Here is a 21,764-nt window from a genome sequence, read left to right on the forward strand (position 1 = left end):
GTTCCGCAGGTCAGCGAGCCGGGGGGCTTGGTCAGCTGCCGTGGTGCAGCCGCCAGCCGGCCCACGCCGACTCGATCATCTCCCGCACCCCGCGCCGGGCCCGCCAGCCCAGTGCCTCGGCGGCCCGCTCGGCCGAGGCCACCGCGCGCGGGGCGTCGCCGGGGCGGCGGCCCTCCACCAGGGGCGCCCGGCGGTCCCCGGTGACCTCCCCGATGACCGTGATCAGCTCACGCACCGAGACCCCCTCGCCCCGGCCGATGTTCAGCGTCAGATCACCGGTGAGGTCCCCGGCGGCCAGCCGCCGCGCCGCCGCCAGGTGGGCCTCCGCGAGATCGGCGACGTGGATGTAGTCCCGGACGCAGGTGCCGTCCGGAGTCGGGTAGTCGTCGCCGAAGATGCGCGGGGCCTCGCCCCGGGTGAGCCGGTCGAAGACCATCGGCACGATGTTGAACACCCCCGTGTCCGCCAGCTCCGGCGCCGCCGCGCCCGCCACGTTGAAATAGCGCAGACATACGGTGGAGATTCCGTGCGCCCGGCCCGCCGCCCGCACCAGCCACTCCCCGGCCAGCTTCGTCTCGCCGTACGGGTTCACCGGGGAGCACGGGGTGTCCTCGGTGATGAGGTCCACGTCCGGGTTGCCGTACACCGCCGCCGACGACGAGAACAGCAGGCGGCCGATGCCCGCCTCGGCGACCGCGTCCAGGAGCGTGGCCAGACCGCCCACGTTCTCCCGGTAGTAGCGGGTGGGCTGGGCCACCGACTCCGCGACCTGCTTGCGCGCCGCGAGATGGACGACGCCCGTCACGCCGTACTCCGCGAAGACCCGCTTCAGCAGCGCCCCGTCCAGCGTCGAGCCCTGGACCAGCGGCACCTCGGCCGGCAGCCGCGCGGGCACGGCGGCCGACAGGTCGTCCAGCGCCACGACGCTCTCCCCGGCGCCCGCCATGGCCCGTGCCACATGCGCCCCGATGTATCCGGCTCCGCCGGTGATCAGCCACGTCATGGTCGCCCACCCTATGCCGAGCCGCCCGGTGTCCCGGTTGCCCGGGTCTGCGCCATGGGTTTGTGGGCCGGGCCCCGCATCCCCGATGATGATCGCGGCAAAGGCCGGGGCAGCCCCCGTGGGCCGGACCGTGAACGGCCGGTGAACACCGGCCCCGGACCATCCGATAGCCTCTGCCGACATGCCGCCCGGGTGCCGCAGGCAGGGCGCCCCACCACGTAAGAGACCGGCGCCCGCGCGCCGGCACCCAGGGAGTGAGTTCGGTTGTCGACCGCCATCGTCACCGGTCAGCCGGTCCCCGGATCGTCGCTGGAGAACGATCTGCGGTCCCTCGGCTTCGATGTGCGCGTGGCCGCCGACGCCGCCGAGACGGAGTCGCTGCTCGCGGCCGTGCCGGCCGACCGGCGCGTGGCCCTGGTCGACGCCCGCTTCGTCGGCCACCTCCACGCGCTGCGCCTCGGCCTGACCGACCCGCGCTTCCCGCTCGCCGCCGTGCCCGGTGCCGTCACCGCCCAGCCGGCCGCCCGGCAGGCGCTCACCCGGGCCCTGGCCCGCGAGACCTCCGCGGGCGGCGGCACCGCCACCGCCCGCGCGGCCGAGGGCGGCGCCCCCGCGCTCGCCCTGGACAGCCTCGCCGACCGCGTCGCAGGCGCCCTCGACGCCGACGGCGGCGCGGTGCACCGGCCCGAGCTGGGCAGCCTGGTCGCCGCCGTGCCGGCCGACCCCCAGGCCCGCAACGAGGCCCGGCAGGCCGTCTCCGCCGTCGACGACGAGGCCGTCCGCCTGAAGTCGGCCGTGAAGTCCCGGGACGGCTTCTTCACCACGTTCTTCATCAGCCCCTACTCGCGCTACATCGCCCGCTGGTGCGCCCGCCGCGGCCTGACCCCGAACCAGGTCACCACGGCCTCGCTGCTCACCGCCCTGATAGCGGCCGGCTGCGCGGCGACGGGCACCCGCGGCGGCTTCGTCGCGGCCGGTGCGCTGCTGATCGCCTCCTTCGTCCTGGACTGCACCGACGGCCAGCTCGCCCGCTACGCCCTGAAGTACTCCACCCTCGGCGCCTGGCTCGACGCCACCTTCGACCGGGCCAAGGAGTACGCCTACTACGCCGGCCTCGCGCTCGGCGCGGCCCGTGGCGGCGACGACGTGTGGGCCCTCGCCCTCGGCGCGATGATCCTCCAGAGCTGCCGGCACGTGGTCGACTTCTCCTTCAACGAGGCCAACCACGACGCCACCGCCAACACCAGCCCCACCGCCGCCCTCTCCGACAAGCTCGACAGCGTCGGCTGGACGGTCTGGCTGCGGCGGATGATCGTGCTGCCGATCGGCGAGCGCTGGGCGATGATCGCGGTCCTCACCGCGGCCACCACCCCGCGGATCACCTTCTACGTCCTGCTCGTCGGCTGCGCCTTCGCGGCGACGTACACCACGGCGGGCCGGGTGCTGCGATCCCTGACCCGCAAGGCCCGCCGCACCGACCGGGCCGCGCGGGCCCTCGCCGACCTCGCCGACTCGGGCCCGCTCGCGCAGACCGTCGGGCGTGTGGCCAAGCGCGGTCTGCCCGGTCTCGCCGTGCCCGCCGTCGCCCTGCTCGGGGGCGCCGCGGTCGTCGCCTGCTCGGCCCTGACCGCCTTCGGCTCGGTGCTGCCGGTGATCGGCGCCCTGGTCTACGTCCTCACCTCGGCCCTCGCCGTCGCCCGCCCCCTCAAGGGCGCCCTCGACTGGCTCGTCCCGCCCTTCTTCCGGGCCGCCGAGTACGGCACGGTCCTCGCCCTGGCCGGTAAAGCGGGCGTGAACGGGGCCCTTCCAGCGGCTTTCGGCCTGGTGGCGGCCGTCGCCTACCATCACTACGACACGGTGTACCGCATCCGCGGCAACGCCGGAGCGCCCCCGGCCTGGCTGGTGCGCGTCATCGGGGGGCACGAGGGGCGGACGCTGCTCGTCGCCGTTCTGGCCGCGGTGCTCACCGCCGCGCAGTTCAAGGTCGCGCTCACGGTCCTCGCCGTGGCCGTCGCCCTGGTGGTGCTCGTCGAGAGCATCCGCTTCTGGGTGTCCGCTGGGGCGCCCGCCGTACACGACGAAGGAGAACCCGCATGATCGGCCTCGTGCTGGCGGCCGGCGCCGGACGGCGTCTGCGCCCCTACACCGACAGCCTTCCCAAGGCGCTGGTGCCGGTGGGGCCCGCGGGCATAGAGGGCGAACCGACGGTTCTGGACCTGACGCTCGGCAACTTCGCCGAGATCGGACTGACCGAGGTCGCGATCATCGTCGGCTACCGCAAGGAGGCCGTGTACGAGCGCAAGGCGGCCCTGGAGCGGAAGTACGGCCTGAAGCTCACCCTCATCGACAACGACAAGGCCGAGGAGTGGAACAACGCCTACTCCCTGTGGTGCGGCCGTGACGCCCTCAAGGACGGCGTGATCCTCGCCAACGGCGACACCGTCCACCCGGTCTCCGTCGAGAAGACCCTCCTCGCCGCGCGCGGCGACGGCAAGAAGATCATCCTCGCCCTGGACACGGTGAAGCACCTGGCCGACGAGGAGATGAAGGTCGTCGTCGACCCCGAGAAGGGCATGACGAAGATCACCAAGCTGATGGACCCGGCCGAGGCCACCGGCGAGTACATCGGCGTCACCCTGATCGAGGGCGACGCCGCACCCGAGCTGGCCGACGCGCTGAAGGCGGTCTGGGAGACCGACCCGCAGCAGTTCTACGAGCACGGCTACCAGGAGCTGGTCAACCGCGGCTTCCGCATCGACGTGGCGCCGATCGGCGAGGTCGAGTGGGTCGAGATCGACAACCACGACGATCTCGCCCGTGGACGGGAGATCGCGTGCCAGTACTGACCCGGCTCATCCCCTCGCCGGTCGTCGTGGACATCCGCCCGGGTGCCCTGGACGACCTGGCCTCGGTCCTCGCCGACGAGCGCATCTCGCAGTCCGGCCGGCTCGCCATCGCTGTCAGCGGCGGCTCCGGCACCCGGCTGCGCGAGCGGATCGCCCCCTCGCTGCCCGGCGCGACCTGGTACGAGGTCGGGGGCGGCACCATCGACGACGCGGTCCGGCTGGCGAGCGACATAAAGGCCGGCCACTACGACGCCGTCGTCGGCCTCGGCGGCGGCAAGATCATCGACTGCGCCAAGTTCGCGGCGGCCCGGGTCGGCCTGCCGCTGGTCGCCGTCGCCACCAACCTCGCCCACGACGGCCTGTGCTCGCCGGTCGCGACGCTGGACAACGACGCGGGCCGTGGCTCGTACGGCGTGCCCAACCCGATCGCGGTGGTCATCGACCTCAACGTGATCCGGGAGGCGCCCGTCCGGTTCGTGCGCTCCGGCATCGGTGACGCCATCTCCAACATCTCCGCGGTCGCGGACTGGGAGCTGGCCAACCGGGTCAACGGCGAGAAGGTCGACGGCCTGGCCGCCGCCATGGCCCGGCAGGCGGGCGAGGCGGTGCTGCGGCACCCGGGCGGGGTCGGCGACGACGGCTTCCTCCAGGTGCTGGCCGAGGCGCTGGTCCTCACCGGTATCGCCATGTCCGTGTCGGGCGACTCCCGCCCGTCCTCCGGAGCCTGCCACGAGATCAACCACGCCTTCGACCTGCTCTACCCCAAGCGCGCCGCGGCCCACGGCGAGCAGTGCGGCCTCGGTGCCGCCTTCGCGATGTACCTGCGCGGCGCCCACGAGGAGTCGGCGTACATGGCCGAGGTGCTGCGCCGGCACGGGCTTCCGGTGCTCCCGGAGGAGATCGGTTTCACGGTGGACGAGTTCGTCCGCGCGGTGGAGTTCGCCCCCGAGACCCGGCCCGGCCGCTACACGATCCTCGAACACCTCGACCTCAAGACGAACCAGATCAAGGACATCTACGCCGACTATGTCAAGGCCATCGGTAGCTGAACTCCGTCCGGTCGTCCACCCCGCGGGGGTGAAGGACCGGCGCAGCGGTGAGCACTGGGCGGGACGCCTCTACATGCGCGAGGTGTCCCTGCGCGTCGACCGCTACCTGGTGAACACCAGGGTCACGCCCAACCAGCTCACGTACCTGATGACCGTCTGCGGTGTGCTCGCGGCCCCGGCTCTGCTGGTGCCGGGGATCGCGGGCGCCGTCCTCGGCGTGGTCGCCACCCAGCTGTACCTGCTGCTGGACTGCGTCGACGGCGAGATCGCCCGCTGGAAGAAGCAGTACTCGCTCGGCGGGGTCTACCTGGACCGCGTCGGCGCCTATCTCACCGACGCGGCCGTCCTCGTCGGCCTCGGCCTGCGCGCCGCCGACCTGTGGGGCAGCGGCCGGATCGACTGGCTGTGGGCCTTCCTCGGCACCCTCGCCGCGCTCGGAGCCATCCTGATCAAGGCCGAGACCGACCTGGTCGGCGTCGCCCGCCACCAGACCGGCAAGCCCCCGGTGCAGGAGGCGGCCTCCGAGCCGCGCTCCTCCGGCATGGCGCTGGCCCGCCGGGCCGCCTCGGCGCTGAAGTTCCACCGGCTGATCCTCGGCATCGAGGCCTCGCTGCTCATCCTCGTCCTCGCGATCGTGGACCAGGCCCGCGGCGACCTGTTCTTCACCCGCCTCGGTACGGCCGTCCTCGCCGGCATCGCCCTGCTCCAGACGCTGCTGCACCTGGTGTCCATCCTCGCCTCCAGCAGGCTGAAGTGAGCACGCCCATGAAGGTCGGCGCCGTCATCATCACCATGGGCAACCGGCCCGAGGAGCTGCGGGCCCTGCTCGACTCCGTCGCCAAGCAGGACGGCGACCCGGTCCAGGTGGTCGTCGTCGGCAACGGCTCGCCCGTCCCGGACGTGCCCGAGGGGGTACGGACCGTCGAGCTGCCCGAGAACCTGGGCATCCCCGGCGGGCGCAACGTCGGCATAGAGGCCTTCGGGCCCAGCGGCCGCGATGTCGACATATTGCTCTTCCTCGACGACGACGGCCTGCTCGCCCGGCACGACACCGCCGAGCTGTGCCGCGAGGCCTTCGCCGCCGACCCGGAGCTGGGCATCATCAGCTTCCGCATCGCCGACCCCGACACCGGCGAGACCCAGCGCCGGCACGTGCCCCGGCTGCGCGCCTCCGACCCGATGCGCTCCTCCCGGGTCACCACCTTCCTCGGCGGCGCCAACGCCGTCCGCACGCGCGTCTTCGCGGAGGTCGGCGGGCTCCCGGACGCGTTCTTCTACGCGCACGAGGAAACCGACCTGGCATGGCGGGCCCTCGACGCGGGCTGGATGATCGACTACCGGGCCGACATGGTGCTGTACCACCCGACGACCGCGCCCTCGCGGCACGCGGTCTACCACCGCATGGTCGCCCGCAACCGCGTCTGGCTCGCCCGCCGCAACCTCCCCGCCCTCCTGGTCCCGGTCTACCTCGGCGTCTGGCTGCTGCTCACGCTGCTCCGCCGCCCCTCGCGGCCCGCCCTGAAGGCGTGGTTCGGCGGCTTCCGGGAAGGCTGGACCACGCCCTGCGGTCCCCGCCGCCCGATGCGCTGGCGTACGGTGTGGCGACTCACCCGACTGGGCCGTCCCCCGGTCATCTGACAAGCTCGTCCCTGGAGCGCCCGTGCGCTCGTGGACGGGCGCACGGGACGACGAACTCGAACGCGAATCCGAAGACGAAAGTATCCACCTGTGAGTGAGACCACGCACGACGGCACGGTCGCGGTGACCGCGGCGCCGCCGCCCGACGAGGGGCTGACGGCGGCCCAGCTCGCCGCCAAGTACGGGCTTACCGTGAGCGGCGCCCGGCCCTCGCTCGTGGAGTACGTCCGTCAGCTCTGGGGGCGTCGCCACTTCATCCTCGCCTTCTCCCAGGCGAAGCTGACCGCGCAGTACAGCCAGGCCAAGCTCGGCCAGCTCTGGCAGGTGGCCACGCCGCTGCTGAACGCGGCCGTGTACTTCTTCATCTTCGGGCTGATCCTGCACGCCAGCCGCGGCATGTCCCAGGACGTGTACATCCCCTTCCTGGTCACCGGCGTGTTCGTGTTCACCTTCACGCAGAGTTCGGTGATGTCGGGCGTCCGCGCGATCTCCGGCAACCTGGGCCTGGTGCGCGCCCTGCACTTCCCGCGCGCCGCCCTGCCCGTCTCCTTCTCGCTCCAGCAGCTCCAGCAGCTGCTGTTCTCGATGATCGTGCTGTTCGTCGTGGCGGCCGGATTCGGCAGCTACCCGGACATGTCCTGGCTGCTGATCGTGCCGATCCTGGCGCTCCAGTTCCTGTTCAACACCGGGCTCGCGCTGATCATGGCCCGCGCGGGCGCGAAGACCCCGGACCTGGCCCAGCTCATGCCGTTCGTGATGCGTACGTGGATGTACGCGTCCGGCGTGATGTTCTCCATCCCGATCATGCTGGAGGACAAGCCGCAGTGGATCGCGACGGTCCTCCAGTGGAACCCGGCCGCCATCTACATGGATCTGATGCGCTTCGCCCTGATCGACGGCTACGGTTCCGAGAACCTGCCCGACCATGTGTGGGCGGCGGCCGGGGGCTGGGCCGTGCTCTTCGCCGTGGGCGGCTTCGTGTACTTCTGGAAGGCTGAGGAGCGGTACGGTCGTGGCTGAGCAGAACACCCAGGATCGCCGCCCGACGGTCATCGCGGACGACCTGCACATCGTCTACCGGGTCAACGGCGCCAAGAGCGGCAAGGGCAGCGCCACGGCGGCCCTGAGCCGCATTCTCAGGCGCGGCTCCGACGACGCGGCGCGCGGGGTGCGCAAGGTGCACGCCGTGCGCGGCGTGTCCTTCGTCGCCTACCGGGGCGAGGCCATCGGCCTGATCGGGTCCAACGGCTCCGGCAAGTCGACGCTGCTGCGGGCCATCGCCGGCCTGCTGCCCGCGGAGAAGGGCAAGGTCTACACCGACGGCCAGCCGTCCCTGCTGGGTGTCAACGCGGCCCTGATGAACGACCTGACCGGCGAGCGGAACGTCATCCTGGGCGGGCTCGCCATGGGTATGTCCCGGGAGCAGATCAAGGAGCGCTACCAGGACATCGTGGACTTCTCGGGCATCAACGAGAAGGGCGACTTCATCACCCTGCCGATGCGCACCTACTCCTCCGGCATGGCGGCGCGCCTGCGCTTCTCCATCGCCGCCGCCAAGGACCACGACGTCCTCATGATCGACGAGGCGCTGGCCACCGGCGACCGCAAGTTCCAGAAGCGCTCGGAGGAGCGCATCCGGGAACTGCGCAAGGAGGCCGGCACGGTGTTTCTGGTCAGCCACAACAACAAGTCCATCCGTGACACCTGCAACCGTGTGCTGTGGCTGGAGCGCGGTGAGCTGCGCATGGACGGGCCCACCGACGAGGTCCTCAAGGAATACGAGAAGTTCACGGGCAAGTGACCCGTTTCGGCCAGGGCCCCGCCGGAGTTCCTCCGGCGGGGCCCTTCCGTCTGCAAAGGAAACGTCAACTCGTTCTGGCGTTAGGAATCTTGGAGCCAATCGGTGTGTTGTTGTGATGTGCAGGACACCCCGACGGTCCGCGCCGCGTTGTACAACGTAAGCTGTACCGGTGCCGGAAACCGGCAAGTGGGGCGATAATGCGCGACACCCTGCGACGGGGCACCCCTGCGCGATGCGGGGCGGCGTGTCCGAAATAGTGTGTATCGGATCGGCAGTGTAGAACGGGAGATGTGACGGCAATGGCTACGGAAACTCCCCTGCTCAGCGGAGCATGTGCCGTCCTCGCCCCGGGCAGCGCCCGATGACGGCCACCACCGAGGCGCCCGACCTGGAACGCGCCACGCTGGACAAGGCCGCGAGCGAGAACTTCCCCGTGGCCCCCTTCTTCCTGCCCCGGGACTGGCGCACCGACCTCATGGCCGTCTACGGGTTCGCCCGCCTGGTGGACGACATCGGCGACGGCGACCTGGCCCCCGGCGGCGCCGACGCCCGGCTGCTCGGCGTGTCGCCCGCCGAGGCCGCCGACCGGCTGGTCCTCCTCGACGCCTTCGAGGCCGACCTGCGCCGTGTCTTCGACGGCACCCCGCGCCACCCGCTGCTGCGCCGCCTCCAGCCCACCGTCCGCCGCCGCGCCCTCACCCCCGAGCCGTTCCTCGGGCTGATCGCCGCCAACCGCCAGGACCAGCTCGTCACCCGGTACGAGACCTACGACGACCTCCTCGCCTACTGCGAACTGTCCGCCAACCCGGTCGGCCGCCTCGTCCTCGCCGTCACTGGCACCTCGACCCCCGAGCGGATCCGGCTGTCCGACGCTATCTGCACGGCGCTACAGATCGTGGAGCACCTCCAGGACGTCGCCGAGGACCTCGGCCGCGACCGGATCTATCTCCCCGCCGCGGACATGAAACGCTTTCACGTCCAGGAAGCGGACCTCGCCGCGAAAACCGCGGGCGCATCGGTGCGCGCCCTGGTTGCATACGAAGCACAACGCGCCCGCGATCTGCTGAATGAAGGCGCCCCCCTGGTGGGTAGCGTCCACGGCAGGCTCAAGCTGCTGCTCGCAGGGTTCGTGGCGGGAGGAAGGGCGGCGATCCGGGCGATCGCCGCCGCCGAACACGACGTACTTCCCGGCCCGCCCAGACCCGGCAAGGTCCAGTTGCTGCGTGAGGCGGGCGTGATCCTGCGAGGAGAGGGGTGATCCGGACCGTGGATTCTCCGCCGCACGTGTCCGCACCGGTACTCGCCGCCTACAGCTACTGCGAGACCGTCACCGGGCAGCAGGCCCGTAACTTCGCCTACGGCATCCGGCTGCTGCCGACGGCCAAGCGCCGCGCCATGTCGGCGCTGTACGCGTTCTCCCGGCGCGTGGACGACATCGGCGACGGCGAACTGGCCGACGAGGTGAAACTGGCGCGGCTGGAGGACACCCGGGCGCTGCTCGCCCGGATCCGCGAGGGCGAGGTCGAGGAGGACGACACCGACCCGGTGGCCGTCGCCCTCAGCCACGCCGCGGGCGCCTTCCCGATCCCGCTCGGCGGCCTGGACGAGCTGATCGACGGCGTCCAGATGGACGTGCGCGGGGAGACCTACGAGACCTGGGACGACCTGAAGGTCTACTGCCGGTGTGTCGCCGGCGCCATCGGCCGCCTCTCGCTCGGCGTGTTCGGCACCGAACCGGGAGCGCGCGGCGCCGAGCGCGCGCCCGAGTACGCCGACACGCTGGGCCTCGCCCTCCAGCTCACCAACATCCTGCGCGACGTCCGCGAGGACGCGGCCGGCGGCCGTACCTATCTGCCCGCCGACGACCTCGCCAAGTTCGGCTGCTCGGCCGGGTTCAACGGGCCGACCCCGCCGGAGGGCTCCGACTTCGCGGGCCTCGTCCACTTCGAAGTGCGGCGTGCCCGGGCCCTGTTCGCCGAGGGCTACCGGCTGCTGCCCATGCTCGACCGGCGCAGCGGCGCCTGCGTGGCCGCGATGGCCGGCATCTACCGCCGGCTGCTGGACCGCATCGAGCGCGACCCGGAGGCCGTGCTGCGCGGCCGGGTCTCGCTGCCCGGACACGAGAAGGCCTATGTCGCCGTGCGCGGCCTGTCCGGCCTCGACACCCGGCATGTGACCCGCCATGTCTCCCGGCGCTCCGTGCGGAGGCGCGCCTGATGCAGCGCACCGCACCAGAGCCGGCCGAACCGGACGGCACGCGCCAGGCAACCCTCCCCTGCGGCGTGGCGTCCCTGACTGCGACGGCCGGGCGTGCACCGTTCAACCAGCACGCTCGCGCCCCGCAGGGGCGCGAGGCTGTATCTGACATGCGGCTACGGCCGCGTGGGCACGACCAGCCACGACGAAGCCGCGGACGAAAGGCGGCCCACCACGGCCCCGCCCGCGGAGCGCTCGCGCACGCACGGAAGGACGCACGATGAGCGACGGCTCACCCCCCGCACCGGACCGGGCCGGCACCGCGCGGACGGCAGGCCGCAGCGCGGTCGTGGTCGGTGGTGGCCTCGCCGGAGTCACCGCGGCGCTCGCCCTCGCCGACGCGGGCGTCCGGGTCACCCTGCTCGAAGGCAGGCCCAGGCTGGGCGGCCTCGCCTTCTCCTTCCAGCGCGGCGAACTGACCGTCGACAACGGCCAGCACGTGTACCTGCGCTGCTGCACCGCCTACCGCTGGTTCCTCGACCGGATCGAGGGCGCGGCGCTGGCACCGTTGCAGGACCGCCTGGACGTGCCCGTCGTCGACGTCGCCAAGCCCGAGGGGCGGCGGCTCGGCAGGCTGCGGCGCGACCCGCTGCCCGTCCCCCTCCACCTGGGGCGCAGCCTGGCCTCCTATCCGCACCTCTCGCTCGCCGAGCGCGCGGCCGTCGGGCGGGCCGCGCTCGCGCTGAAGGGGCTCGACCTCACCGATCCGGCCCTGGACACCCAGGACTTCGGCAGCTGGCTGGCCGCGCACGGCCAGTCGGCGCGCGCCGTCGAAGCCCTGTGGGACCTGGTCGGTGTCGCCACCCTCAACGCGGTCGCGGGCGACGCCTCGCTGGGGCTCGCCGCGATGGTGTTCAAGACCGGTCTTCTGTCCGACCCGGGCGCGGCCGACATCGGCTGGGCCCGCGTCCCGCTGGGCGAACTGCACGACCGGCTGGCCCGCAAGGCGCTCGACTCCGCGGGCGTGCGTACCGAGGTCCGTTCACGCGTCACCTCCGTCTCCATCAACGAGAACGGGACGTGGAGCGTTCAGGTTCCCGGCGAGCGCATCGAGACCGACGCGGTCGTCCTCGCCGTACCCCAGCGCGAGGCGCACGAGCTGCTGCCGTCCGGTGCCCTCGACGCGCCCGGCCGGCTGCTGGAGATCGGCACCGCGCCCATCCTCAACGTCCATGTCGTGTACGACCGCAAGGTGCTCGCACGGCCCTTCTTCGCCGCCCTCGGCACCCCCGTGCAGTGGGTGTTCGACCGCACCCACGCCTCCGGGCTGCGCACGGGACAGTATTTGGCGCTGTCCCAGTCGGCCGCGCAGGACGAGATCGACACCCCGGTCGCCGAACTCCGCGAGCGCTACCTGCCCGAGTTGGAACGGCTGATCCCGGGTACGCGCGCGGCCGAGGTGGTGGACTTCTTCGTGACCCGGGAGCGCACGGCGACGTTCGCTCCCACCCCCGGCGTCGGGCGGCTGCGGCCCGGCGCCCGCACCAAGGCCCCCGGCCTGTACCTGGCCGGAGCGTGGACCGCCACCGGGTGGCCCGCGACCATGGAGAGTGCGGTCCGCAGTGGAGTGAGCGCGGCCGACGCCGCGCTCAGTGCCCTGGGCCGGCCCCGCCCCCGCCACCTCTTCGAGTTCGAGGAGGCGGCCTGATGCCCGATCAGCAGGCGGCCGGCCCCCGCACCCCCGGTACCGCAACAAGAGGAGAGACTGTGCCCACTGTGCCCCCGGCCTCGACGCCCGCTCCACGGGCCGCGGTGGACGTGACCGCGCTGCTGGAGCGCGGCCGGACCCTGGCCACACCGGTGCTGCGCGCGGCCGTCGACCGCCTGGCGCCTCCGATGGACACCGTCGCCGCCTACCACTTCGGCTGGATCGACGCCGCCGGCAACCCCGCCGACGGCGACGGCGGCAAGGCCGTCCGCCCGGCGCTCGCCGTGCTCTCCGCCGAGGTCACCGGCGCCGCGCCCGAGGCGGGCATCCCGGGCGCGGTCGCCGTCGAACTCGTGCACAACTTCTCGCTGCTGCACGACGACCTGATGGACGGCGACGAGCAGCGCCGGCACCGCGACACCGTCTGGAAGGTGCACGGCCCCGCCCAGGCCATCCTGGTCGGCGACGCGCTGTTCGCCCTCGCCAACGAGGTCCTGCTGGAACTCGGCACGGTCGAGGCCGGCCGCGCCACCCGCCGGCTGACCACCGCCACCCGTGCCCTGATCGACGGTCAGGCCCAGGACATCTCCTACGAGCACCGCGACCGGGTCAGCGTCGAGGAGTGCCTGGAGATGGAGGGCAACAAGACCGGGGCCCTGCTCGCCTGCGCCTCCTCCATCGGCGCGGTCCTCGGCGGCGCGGACGACGCCACCGCCGACGCGCTGGAACGGTACGGCTACCACCTCGGCCTCGCCTTCCAGGCCGTGGACGACCTGCTCGGCATCTGGGGCGACCCGGAGGCCACCGGCAAGCAGACCTGGAGCGACCTGCGCCAGCGCAAGAAGTCCCTGCCCGTGGTGGCCGCGCTCGCGGCCGGCGGCCCCGCCTCGGAGCAACTCGGTGAGATCCTCGCCGCCGACGCCAAGAGCAGCGACTTCGAGAACTTCTCCGAGGAGGAGTTCGCGGCCCGTGCCGCCCTCATCGAGGAGGCCGGCGGCCGCGAGTGGACGGCGGCGGAGGCACGCCGTCAGCACACCATCGCCATCGAAGCCCTCGACGCCGTCGACATGCCCGACCGGGTGCGGGACTCCTTCACGGCGCTCGCCGACTTCGTCGTCGTACGGAAGAGATGATCAGTATTGGCTGGATAAGCCTCGCGTAGTCGCCGGCCGGTGCCGAAGGGTTAGGGGCATCGGCCGACGGCGGACCCACAGCAGCACGACTCGCACGACTGCACGAAGGGGAAGCCATGACAGCGACGACCGACGGAAGCACCGGGGCGACCTTGCCGTCCCGCGCTGCCGCGGCCAGCGACACCACCCTCACCACCCCCGAGGCGGCCGGGGTACAAGAAGCCGCCGCGCGCGCAGCACGGCGCGCCACCGACTTCCTGCTCTCCCGGCAGGACTCCCAGGGCTGGTGGAAGGGCGACCTGGAGACCAACGTCACCATGGACGCCGAGGATCTGCTGCTCCGTCAGTTCCTGGGCATCCTGGACGAGAGCACCACGCAGGCCGCCGCGAAGTTCATCCGCGGCGAGCAGCGCGAGGACGGCACCTGGGCCACCTTCTACGGCGGCCCCGGCGAACTGTCCACCACCGTCGAGGCGTACGTCGCCCTGCGCCTGGCCGGCGACGCGCCCGACGCCCCGCACATGGCGAAGGCGTCCGCCTGGATCCGCGAGCGCGGCGGCATCGCGGCCTCCCGGGTCTTCACCCGGATCTGGCTCGCGCTGTTCGGCTGGTGGAAGTGGGAGGACCTGCCCGAACTCCCGCCGGAGCTGATCTGGTTCCCCACCTGGATGCCGCTCAACATCTACGACTTCGGATGCTGGGCCCGGCAGACCATCGTCCCGCTCACCATCGTCTCGGCCAAGCGCCCGGTGCGTCCCGCGCCCTTCCCGCTGGACGAGCTGCACACCGACCCGTCCCGGCCCAACCCGCCCAGGCCCCTGGCCCCGCTGGCCAGTTGGGACGGCGCCTTCCAGCGCATCGACAAGGCCCTGCACCAGTTCCGCAAGGTCGCCCCGCGCAGGCTGCGCAGGGCCGCGGTGAACGCGGCGGCCCGCTGGATCATCGAGCGACAGGAGAACGACGGCTGCTGGGGCGGCATCCAGCCCCCGGCCGTGTACTCGATCATCGCCCTGCACCTGCTCGGCTACGACCTCCAGCACCCGGTGATGCGTGAGGGCCTCGCCTCGCTGGACCGTTTCGCCGTCTGGCGCGAGGACGGCGCCCGGATGATCGAGGCCTGCCAGTCCCCGGTCTGGGACACCTGCCTGGCCACCATCGCCCTCGTGGACGCCGGTCTGCCCGTCGACCATCCCCAACTGGTCAAGGCGGCCGACTGGATGCTCGGCGAGGAGATCGTCCGGCCCGGCGACTGGGCCGTGAAGCGTCCCGGACTGCCGCCGGGCGGCTGGGCGTTCGAGTTCCACAACGACAACTACCCGGACATCGACGACACGGCGGAGGTCGCCCTCGCGCTGCGCCGGGTCCGGCACCACGACCCCGAGCGCGTCGACAAGGCGATCGGACGGGCCGTCCGCTGGAACCTCGGCATGCAGTCGAAGAACGGAGCCTGGGGCGCCTTCGACGTCGACAACACCAGCCCGTTCCCCAACCGGCTGCCGTTCTGCGACTTCGGCGAGGTCATCGACCCGCCGTCCGCGGACGTCACCGCGCACGTCGTGGAGATGCTCGCCGCCGAGGGCCTCGCCCACGACCCGCGCACCCGGCGCGGCATCGACTGGCTGCTCGCCGAACAGGAGCCGAACGGCTCGTGGTTCGGCCGCTGGGGCGTCAACTACCTCTACGGCACCGGCTCGGTGGTGCCGGCGCTGACCGCGGCCGGACTGCCCGGCTCACACCCGGCGATCCGGCGGGCCGTGGTCTGGCTGGAGAGCGTCCAGAACGACGACGGCGGCTGGGGCGAGGACCTGCGCTCCTACAAGTACGTCAAGGAGTGGAGCGGCCGGGGCGCCTCCACCGCCTCGCAGACCGCGTGGGCGCTGATGGCGCTGCTGGCGGCGGGGGAGAAGGACTCCAAGGCCGTCGAGCGCGGCATCCAGTGGCTGGCCCAGACGCAGCGCGAGGACGGCACCTGGGACGAGCCGTACTTCACCGGCACCGGCTTCCCCTGGGACTTCTCCATCAACTACCACCTGTACCGGCAGGTGTTCCCGCTCACCGCGCTCGGCCGCTACCTGCACGGCGATCCCTTCGAGCGGAAGCTGCTCGCCAAGGCCGAGACGGCCGCGTCACGGGCCACGGGGAGCTGACTTGAGCGACCAGCCCGCCCCGGCCCCGCTGCTGATCGCCTGCGCGCTCGGCATCGAGCACCTCGCCCTGCGCACCGGCGACAGGAGCGGGGCGGACGGGCCGTACACCGTCGTCCGTACGGGCATGGGCCCGAAGGCGGCGCAACGCTCCGTCGGCCGGCATCTCGCCGGCCCGGCGGCGGCCGGCACGGCCGTGCTGGCCACCGGTTTCTGTGCCGGGCTCGCCCCCGGCATGCACCCCGGCGACCTGGTCGTCGCCGAGGAGACCCGGGATCCGCGCGGGACCGTCCCGTGCGTGGGCACCGACCTGCTGGTCAAGGAACTCGTGCGCCTGCTGCCCGGGCGCACGGTCCACACCGGCCCGCTCACCGGCTCCGACCACGTCGTGCGGGGCCCCGAGCGGTCCGATCTGCTCGCCACCGGCGCGATCGCGGTCGACATGGAGTCGGCCGCCACGCTCCGGACGGCCGTCCGCACGGGCGAGCGTCCGGTTGCGGCCGTCCGGGTGGTCGTGGACGCTCCAGAACACGAACTCGTCCGGATCGGCACGGTGCGCGGTGGAATATCAGCCTTCCGCGTTCTTCGTTCCATCCTTCCCGCGTTTTTTGAATGGCACCGTTCTTTGCTGCTCCCTCGGAGGTGAGCCAGATGGCCATGCCGTTGCGTCAGTCCATCAAGGTCGCGACATACCTGGCTGAACAGAAGCTCCGCAAGCGGGACAAGTTCCCGCTCATTGTCGAGCTGGAACCACTGTTCGCCTGCAATCTGAAGTGCGAGGGCTGCGGCAAGATCCAGCACCCGGCCGGTGTGCTCAAGCAGCGCATGCCCGTCGCCCAGGCCGTGGGCGCGGTGCTGGAGTCCGGTGCGCCGATGGTGTCCATCGCCGGCGGCGAGCCCTTGATGCATCCTCAGATCGACGAGATCGTGCGGCAGTTGGTGGCGAAGCGGAAATACGTCTTCCTGTGCACCAACGCGATGCTGCTGCGCAAGAAGATGGACAAATTCAAGCCCTCGCCCTACTTCGCCTTCGCCGTGCACATCGACGGGCTGCGGGAGCGGCACGACGAGTCCGTCGCGAAGGAAGGCGTCTTCGACGAGGCGGTGGAGGCCATCAAGGAGGCCAAGCGGCGCGGCTTCCGGGTGACCACCAACTCCACCTTCTTCAACACCGACACCCCGCAGACCATCATCGAGGTGCTCAACTTCCTCAACGACGACCTCAAGGTCGACGAGATGATGATCTCGCCCGCCTATGCCTACGAGAAGGCCCCCGACCAGGACCACTTCCTCGGCGTTGAGCAGACCCGCGAGCTGTTCAAGAAGGCCTTCGCGGGCGGCAACCGCAAGAAGTGGCGGCTCAACCACTCCCCGCTCTTCCTGGACTTCCTGGAGGGCAAGGTCGACTTCCCGTGCACCGCGTGGGCGATCCCGAACTACTCGCTGTTCGGCTGGCAGCGCCCCTGCTACCTGATGAGCGACGGGTACGTGCCGACGTACCGCGAACTCATCGAGGAGACCGACTGGGACAAGTACGGCCGCGGCAAGGACCCGCGCTGCGACAACTGCATGGCGCACTGCGGCTACGAGCCGACCGCCGTCCTCGCCACCATGGGCTCCCTGAAGGAGTCCCTGCGGGCGATGCGCGAGACCGTCTCCGGAAACCGGGAGTGAGGCGATGACCGCCGTTCCCTTGGGCGTTCCCGAGGTACCGGCCCGTCCGGTCGGGCCGCGACGGCAGTCGCGGCAGATCCACGTCGGGCCGGTGGCGGTCGGGGGCGGAGCCCCGGTGTCGGTGCAGTCCATGACGACGACCCGCACGTCGGACATCGGCGCCACCCTCCAGCAGATAGCGGAACTCACCGCGTCCGGCTGCCAGATCGTCCGCGTCGCCTGCCCCACGCAGGACGACGCGGACGCCCTCGCGACCATCGCCCGCAAGTCGCAGATCCCGGTGATCGCGGACATCCACTTCCAGCCGAAGTACGTGTTCGCGGCCATCGAGGCCGGCTGCGCGGCGGTGCGCGTGAACCCGGGCAACATCAAGAAGTTCGACGACCAGGTGAAGGAGATCGCGCGGGCCGCCAAGGACCGCGGCACGCCGATCCGGATCGGCGTCAACGCCGGTTCGCTGGACCGGCGGCTGCTCCAGAAGTACGGCAGAGCCACGCCTGAGGCCCTGGTCGAGTCGGCGCTGTGGGAGGCGTCGCTCTTCGAGGAGCACGACTTCCGCGACATCAAGATCTCCGTCAAGCACAACGACCCGGTCGTGATGATCGAGGCCTACCGGCAGCTCGCCGAGCAGTGCGACTACCCGCTGCATCTGGGGGTCACGGAGGCCGGTCCGGCGTTCCAGGGCACGATCAAGTCGGCGGTGGCCTTCGGGGCGTTGCTGTCCCGGGGCATCGGGGACACCATCCGGGTGTCGCTGAGCGCGCCGCCCGCCGAGGAGGTCAAGGTCGGCATCCAGATCCTGGAGTCGCTGGGGCTGCGGCAGCGGCGGCTGGAGATCGTCTCCTGTCCGTCCTGCGGCCGGGCCCAGGTGGACGTGTACAAGCTCGCCGAGGAGGTCACCGCGGGGCTGGACGGCATGGAAGTGCCGCTCAGGGTCGCGGTGATGGGGTGTGTGGTCAACGGTCCGGGCGAGGCCCGCGAGGCCGACCTCGGAGTTGCCTCGGGCAACGGCAAGGGTCAGATCTTCGTCAAGGGCGAGGTCGTCAAGACCGTCCCCGAGTCCAGGATCGTGGAGACCCTCATCGAGGAGGCCATGAAGCTCGCCGAGCGGACGAGCCCCGCAGACAAGTGAGTTGAGGCAAGGCACGGACCGAGAGGGGGCCCGAGCGTGACCATTCTGGAGAGCATCCGGGGACCACGCGACCTGAAGGCGCTGTCCGAGGCGGAACTCGGTGAACTGTCCGACGAGATACGTGAGTTCCTGGTGCACGCGGTGTCGAGGACCGGCGGTCACCTCGGCCCCAATCTGGGCGTGGTGGAACTGTCCATCGCGCTCCACCGGGTCTTCGAGTCACCGGTCGACCGCATCCTGTGGGACACCGGCCACCAGAGCTATGTGCACAAGCTCCTGACCGGCCGTCAGGACTTCTCCAAGCTGCGCGGCAAGGGCGGACTGTCCGGCTACCCCTCGCGCGAGGAGTCCGAGCACGACGTCATCGAGAACAGCCACGCCTCCACCGCGCTCGGCTGGGCCGACGGACTCGCCAAGGCCAACCAGGTGCTGGGGGAGAAGGGCCATGTGGTCGCGGTCATCGGCGACGGCGCGCTGACCGGCGGCATGGCCTGGGAAGCGCTCAACAACATCGCCGCGGCCAAGGACCGGCCGCTGATCATCGTCGTCAACGACAACGAGCGGTCGTACGCCCCCACCATCGGCGGCCTCGCCAACCACCTGGCCACCCTGCGCACCACCGACGGCTACGAGAGGGTCCTCGCCTGGGGCAAGGAGGTGCTCCAGCGCACCCCGGTCGTCGGCACCACGCTCTACGAGTCCCTGCACGGCGCGAAGAAGGGCTTCAAGGACGCCTTCGCCCCGCAGGGCATGTTCGAGGACCTGGGCCTGAAGTACCTCGGCCCGATCGACGGCCACGACATCAACGCCGTCGAGTCCGCGCTGCGCCGCGCGAAACGCTTCCACGGCCCGGTCCTGGTCCACTGCCTCACCGAGAAGGGCCGCGGCTACGAGCCCGCCCTGGCGCACGAGGAGGACCACTTCCACACCGTCGGCGTGATGGACCCGCTGACCTGCGCACCGCTCGTCCCGTCCAACGGCCCTTCCTGGACCTCGGTGTTCGGCGACGAGATCGTGAGGATCGGCGAGGAGCGCGAGGACGTCGTGGCCATCACGGCGGCCATGCTGCACCCGGTCGGCCTCGGGAAGTTCGCCGAGCGCTTCCCGGACCGGGTGTGGGACGTGGGCATCGCCGAACAGCACGCGGCCGTCTCCGCGGCCGGCCTCGCCACCGGCGGGCTGCACCCGGTCGTCGCCGTCTACGCCACCTTCCTCAACCGGGCCTTCGACCAGTTGCTGATGGACGTCGCCCTGCACCGCTGCGGGGTCACCTTCGTCCTGGACCGGGCCGGCGTCACGGGCGCCGACGGCCCCTCTCACAACGGCATGTGGGACATGTCCGTCCTCCAGGTCGTCCCGGGGCTCAGGATCGCCGCCCCGCGCGACGCCGACCAACTGCGCGCCCAGCTGCGCGAGGCGGTCGCCGTGGACGACGCGCCCACCCTGGTCCGCTTCCCGAAGGAGTCCGTCGGCCCGCGTGTGCCGGCGCTCGACCGCGTCGGCGGCATGGACGTCCTGCACCGCGCCGACCGCCCCGAGGTGCTGCTGGTGGCCGTCGGTGTGATGGCCTCCGTGTGCCTCCAGGCAGCCGAACTGCTCGAAGGGCGGGGGATCGGCTGCACGGTGGTGGACCCGCGCTGGGTCAAGCCCGTCGACCCCGCGCTGCCCGGACTCGCCGCCGGGCACCGGCTGGTGGCCGTGGTCGAGGACAACAGCCGGGCGGCGGGCGTCGGTTCGGCGGTCGCGCTGGCCCTCGGCGACGCCGACGTGGACGTGCCGGTACGGCGGTTCGGCATCCCGGAGCAGTTCCTCGCGCACGCCAAGCGCAGCGAGGTGCTGGCCGACATCGGCCTGACGCCCGTCGAGATCGCCGGGCGGATCAGCGCTAGCCTCGCGGCACGGGACGCCGGCGGCGTCGACGGAAGTGCCGAGAATGGCCGTATCGCGTCCGCTGCGCCGTCGGGGCCGGTCGCGCAGTTCCCCGCGCCCCTCCGGGGCGCTGATGAGGAGGGTGAATGAGTACCGAGTTCGACCTCGGTGCCCTGCTGGCCGAGCGCGGAAGCGAACGCTACGAGCTGCACGCGAAGCACCTCAACCCGCAGCTCCCGCGCATGCTGCACACCATCGGCTTCGACAAGGTCTACGAACGTGCCGAGGGAGCGCACTTCTACGACGCGGAGGGCAACGACTACCTGGACATGCTCGCCGGGTTCGGTGTGATGGGCCTCGGCCGCCACCACCCGGTCGTCCGCAAGGCCCTGCACGACGTCCTGGACCTGGACCTCGCCGACCTCACCCGCTTCGACTGCCAGCCGCTGCCCGGCCTGCTCGCCGAGCGGCTGCTGGCCCACAGTCCGCACCTGGACCGGGTGTTCTTCGGCAACAGCGGCACCGAGGCGGTCGAGACGGCCCTGAAGTTCGCCCGGTACGCCACCGGCAGGCCGCGCGTCCTCTACTGCGACCACGCCTTCCACGGCCTGACCACCGGCTCCCTCTCGGTCAACGGCGAGAGCGGCTTCCGCGACGGCTTCGCCCCGCTGCTGCCCGACACCGCCGTACCGCTCGGCGATCTCGACGCGCTGGCACGGGAGTTGCGAAAGGGCGATGTCGCCGCGCTGATCGTGGAGCCGATCCAGGGCAAGGGCGTGCACGAGGCGCCGCCCGGCTATCTGCGGGCCGCGCAGGAGCTGCTGCACCGGCACAAGGCGCTGCTCATCGCCGACGAGGTGCAGACCGGCCTCGGCCGCACCGGCGACTTCTACGCCTACCAGCACGAGGACGGCGTCGAACCGGACCTGGTGTGCGTCGCCAAGGCCCTCTCCGGCGGCTATGTGCCGGTCGGCGCCACCCTCGGCAAGGAGTGGATCTTCAAGAAGGTCTACTCGTCCATGGACCGGGTGCTGGTGCACTCGGCGAGTTTCGGCTCCAACGCCCAGGCGATGGCGTGCGGCCTCGCCGTGCTCTCGGTCATGGAGAACGAGCAGATCGTCGCCGGCGTGCGCCGGACGGGTGAGCTGCTGAAGTCCCGGCTCACCGCGCTGATCGACACGTACGAGCTGCTCGCCGACGTCCGTGGCCGGGGCCTGATGATCGGCATCGAGTTCGGCAAGCCGTCCTCGCTGAAGCTGCGCAGCCGCTGGACCATGCTCCAGGCGGCCCGCAAGGGGCTGTTCGCCCAGATGGTCGTCGTGCCGCTGTTGCAGAAGCACCGGATCCTCACACAGGTCTCCGGTGACCATCTGGAGGTGATCAAGCTCATCCCGCCGCTGGTCATCGACGAGGCCGACGTGGACCGGTTCGTGGACGCGTTCACCGCGGTCATGGACGACGCGCACAGCGGCGGCGGTCTGATGTGGGACTTCGGCAAGACCTTGATCAAGCAGGCGGTGGCGAACCGCTGACCGGAGCGCCGACGGCGCGGCAGTTCTCGGCCCTTTGCC

19 protein-coding genes are annotated in these 21,764 nt (G+C 71.5%); 18 read left to right on the forward strand and 1 reads right to left on the reverse strand.

Annotation, left to right across the window (positions count from 1 at the left end; all coding sequences use genetic code 11):
- Positions 1-31 precede the first annotated feature (31 nt).
- Positions 32-1,003, reverse strand: coding sequence for a UDP-glucose 4-epimerase GalE (gene galE, locus ACZ4WH_RS26945; RefSeq protein WP_468185024.1), 972 nt, complete (start codon positions 1,001-1,003; stop codon positions 32-34).
- Between the two features lie 264 nt (positions 1,004-1,267).
- On the opposite strand from galE, the gene ACZ4WH_RS26950 reads away from it, so the two are divergent.
- The 18 genes from ACZ4WH_RS26950 (at position 1,268) to ACZ4WH_RS27035 (ending at position 21,725) form a co-directional block, all read left to right on the forward strand.
- Positions 1,268-3,100 carry a DUF5941 domain-containing protein gene (locus ACZ4WH_RS26950; protein ID WP_468185027.1) on the forward strand — a complete coding sequence of 611 codons (1,833 nt, stop codon included), beginning with the start codon at positions 1,268-1,270 and terminating at the stop codon, positions 3,098-3,100.
- The gene (locus ACZ4WH_RS26955; protein ID WP_468185030.1) at positions 3,097-3,849 is read left to right on the forward strand and encodes a phosphocholine cytidylyltransferase family protein; all 753 of its coding nucleotides are present in this window, start codon (positions 3,097-3,099) and stop codon (positions 3,847-3,849) included. Before ACZ4WH_RS26950 ends, ACZ4WH_RS26955 begins: the two co-directional genes overlap by 4 nt.
- Positions 3,837-4,898, forward strand: coding sequence for an iron-containing alcohol dehydrogenase family protein (locus ACZ4WH_RS26960; protein ID WP_468185032.1), 1,062 nt, complete (start codon positions 3,837-3,839; stop codon positions 4,896-4,898). Before ACZ4WH_RS26955 ends, ACZ4WH_RS26960 begins: the two co-directional genes overlap by 13 nt.
- Complete coding sequence (locus ACZ4WH_RS26965; protein ID WP_468185035.1) at positions 4,876-5,655, forward strand: CDP-alcohol phosphatidyltransferase family protein; 780 nt, start codon at positions 4,876-4,878, stop codon at positions 5,653-5,655. Before ACZ4WH_RS26960 ends, ACZ4WH_RS26965 begins: the two co-directional genes overlap by 23 nt.
- An 8-nt stretch (positions 5,656-5,663) precedes the next feature.
- Positions 5,664-6,536 (forward strand): glycosyltransferase family 2 protein, encoded by an 873-nt coding sequence (locus ACZ4WH_RS26970; RefSeq protein WP_468185092.1) that lies wholly within the window; start codon positions 5,664-5,666, stop codon positions 6,534-6,536.
- Between the two features lie 90 nt (positions 6,537-6,626).
- Complete coding sequence (locus ACZ4WH_RS26975; protein ID WP_468185037.1) at positions 6,627-7,556, forward strand: ABC transporter permease; 930 nt, start codon at positions 6,627-6,629, stop codon at positions 7,554-7,556.
- On the forward strand, positions 7,549-8,337 hold the full coding sequence (locus ACZ4WH_RS26980; RefSeq protein ID WP_468185039.1) for an ABC transporter ATP-binding protein: 789 nt from the start codon (positions 7,549-7,551) through the stop codon (positions 8,335-8,337). Before ACZ4WH_RS26975 ends, ACZ4WH_RS26980 begins: the two co-directional genes overlap by 8 nt.
- A gap of 361 nt (positions 8,338-8,698) precedes the next feature.
- Positions 8,699-9,595, forward strand: a complete 897-nt coding sequence (gene hpnC, locus ACZ4WH_RS26985; RefSeq protein WP_468185041.1) for a squalene synthase HpnC — start codon at positions 8,699-8,701, stop codon at positions 9,593-9,595.
- Positions 9,592-10,554 carry a presqualene diphosphate synthase HpnD gene (hpnD, locus tag ACZ4WH_RS26990; RefSeq protein WP_468185043.1) on the forward strand — a complete coding sequence of 321 codons (963 nt, stop codon included), beginning with the start codon at positions 9,592-9,594 and terminating at the stop codon, positions 10,552-10,554. The genes hpnC and hpnD overlap by 4 nt, the downstream gene beginning before the upstream one ends.
- Positions 10,554-10,817: a DUF6380 family protein gene (locus tag ACZ4WH_RS26995; RefSeq protein ID WP_468185046.1), complete on the forward strand. Its 264-nt coding sequence runs from the start codon at positions 10,554-10,556 to the stop codon at positions 10,815-10,817. The genes hpnD and ACZ4WH_RS26995 overlap by 1 nt, the downstream gene beginning before the upstream one ends.
- A complete protein-coding gene (hpnE, locus tag ACZ4WH_RS27000) occupies positions 10,814-12,241 on the forward strand; it encodes a hydroxysqualene dehydroxylase HpnE (RefSeq protein WP_468185048.1) in 1,428 nt (475 codons plus the stop codon). Before ACZ4WH_RS26995 ends, hpnE begins: the two co-directional genes overlap by 4 nt.
- Positions 12,241-13,374: a polyprenyl synthetase family protein gene (locus ACZ4WH_RS27005; RefSeq protein WP_468185050.1), complete on the forward strand. Its 1,134-nt coding sequence runs from the start codon at positions 12,241-12,243 to the stop codon at positions 13,372-13,374. Before hpnE ends, ACZ4WH_RS27005 begins: the two co-directional genes overlap by 1 nt.
- A 116-nt stretch (positions 13,375-13,490) precedes the next feature.
- Complete coding sequence (gene shc / locus ACZ4WH_RS27010; protein ID WP_468185053.1) at positions 13,491-15,521, forward strand: squalene--hopene cyclase; 2,031 nt, start codon at positions 13,491-13,493, stop codon at positions 15,519-15,521.
- A 1-nt stretch (position 15,522) separates the two neighbouring features.
- On the forward strand, positions 15,523-16,164 hold the full coding sequence (locus ACZ4WH_RS27015) for a phosphorylase family protein (RefSeq protein WP_468185055.1): 642 nt from the start codon (positions 15,523-15,525) through the stop codon (positions 16,162-16,164).
- A 5-nt stretch (positions 16,165-16,169) separates the two neighbouring features.
- A complete protein-coding gene (gene hpnH / locus ACZ4WH_RS27020) occupies positions 16,170-17,192 on the forward strand; it encodes an adenosyl-hopene transferase HpnH (protein ID WP_468185057.1) in 1,023 nt (340 codons plus the stop codon).
- Positions 17,193-17,196: 4 nt separating this feature from the next.
- Complete coding sequence (gene ispG, locus ACZ4WH_RS27025; protein WP_468185060.1) at positions 17,197-18,324, forward strand: flavodoxin-dependent (E)-4-hydroxy-3-methylbut-2-enyl-diphosphate synthase; 1,128 nt, start codon at positions 17,197-17,199, stop codon at positions 18,322-18,324.
- A 36-nt stretch (positions 18,325-18,360) separates the two neighbouring features.
- Positions 18,361-20,343, forward strand: coding sequence for a 1-deoxy-D-xylulose-5-phosphate synthase (gene dxs, locus ACZ4WH_RS27030; RefSeq protein ID WP_468185062.1), 1,983 nt, complete (start codon positions 18,361-18,363; stop codon positions 20,341-20,343).
- Positions 20,340-21,725: an aspartate aminotransferase family protein gene (locus tag ACZ4WH_RS27035; RefSeq protein ID WP_468185065.1), complete on the forward strand. Its 1,386-nt coding sequence runs from the start codon at positions 20,340-20,342 to the stop codon at positions 21,723-21,725. The genes dxs and ACZ4WH_RS27035 overlap by 4 nt, the downstream gene beginning before the upstream one ends.
- Positions 21,726-21,764 lie beyond the last annotated feature (39 nt).

Source organism: Streptomyces sp. NPDC029138 (assembly GCF_055564375.1).

Coding starts and splice junctions, on each gene's coding strand:
- ACZ4WH_RS26995 (WP_468185046.1), top strand. CDS start 10,554: ATGCAGCGCACCGCACCAGAGCCGGCCGAACCGGACGGCACGCGCCAG.
- ispG (WP_468185060.1), top strand. CDS start 17,197: ATGACCGCCGTTCCCTTGGGCGTTCCCGAGGTACCGGCCCGTCCGGTC.
- ACZ4WH_RS27035 (WP_468185065.1), top strand. CDS start 20,340: ATGAGTACCGAGTTCGACCTCGGTGCCCTGCTGGCCGAGCGCGGAAGC.
- hpnE (WP_468185048.1), top strand. CDS start 10,814: ATGAGCGACGGCTCACCCCCCGCACCGGACCGGGCCGGCACCGCGCGG.
- galE (WP_468185024.1), bottom strand. CDS start 1,003: ATGACGTGGCTGATCACCGGCGGAGCCGGATACATCGGGGCGCATGTG.
- ACZ4WH_RS26965 (WP_468185035.1), top strand. CDS start 4,876: ATGTCAAGGCCATCGGTAGCTGAACTCCGTCCGGTCGTCCACCCCGCG.
- ACZ4WH_RS26955 (WP_468185030.1), top strand. CDS start 3,097: ATGATCGGCCTCGTGCTGGCGGCCGGCGCCGGACGGCGTCTGCGCCCC.
- ACZ4WH_RS26970 (WP_468185092.1), top strand. CDS start 5,664: ATGAAGGTCGGCGCCGTCATCATCACCATGGGCAACCGGCCCGAGGAG.
- ACZ4WH_RS27005 (WP_468185050.1), top strand. CDS start 12,241: ATGCCCGATCAGCAGGCGGCCGGCCCCCGCACCCCCGGTACCGCAACA.
- hpnH (WP_468185057.1), top strand. CDS start 16,170: ATGGCCATGCCGTTGCGTCAGTCCATCAAGGTCGCGACATACCTGGCT.
- shc (WP_468185053.1), top strand. CDS start 13,491: ATGACAGCGACGACCGACGGAAGCACCGGGGCGACCTTGCCGTCCCGC.
- hpnC (WP_468185041.1), top strand. CDS start 8,699: ATGACGGCCACCACCGAGGCGCCCGACCTGGAACGCGCCACGCTGGAC.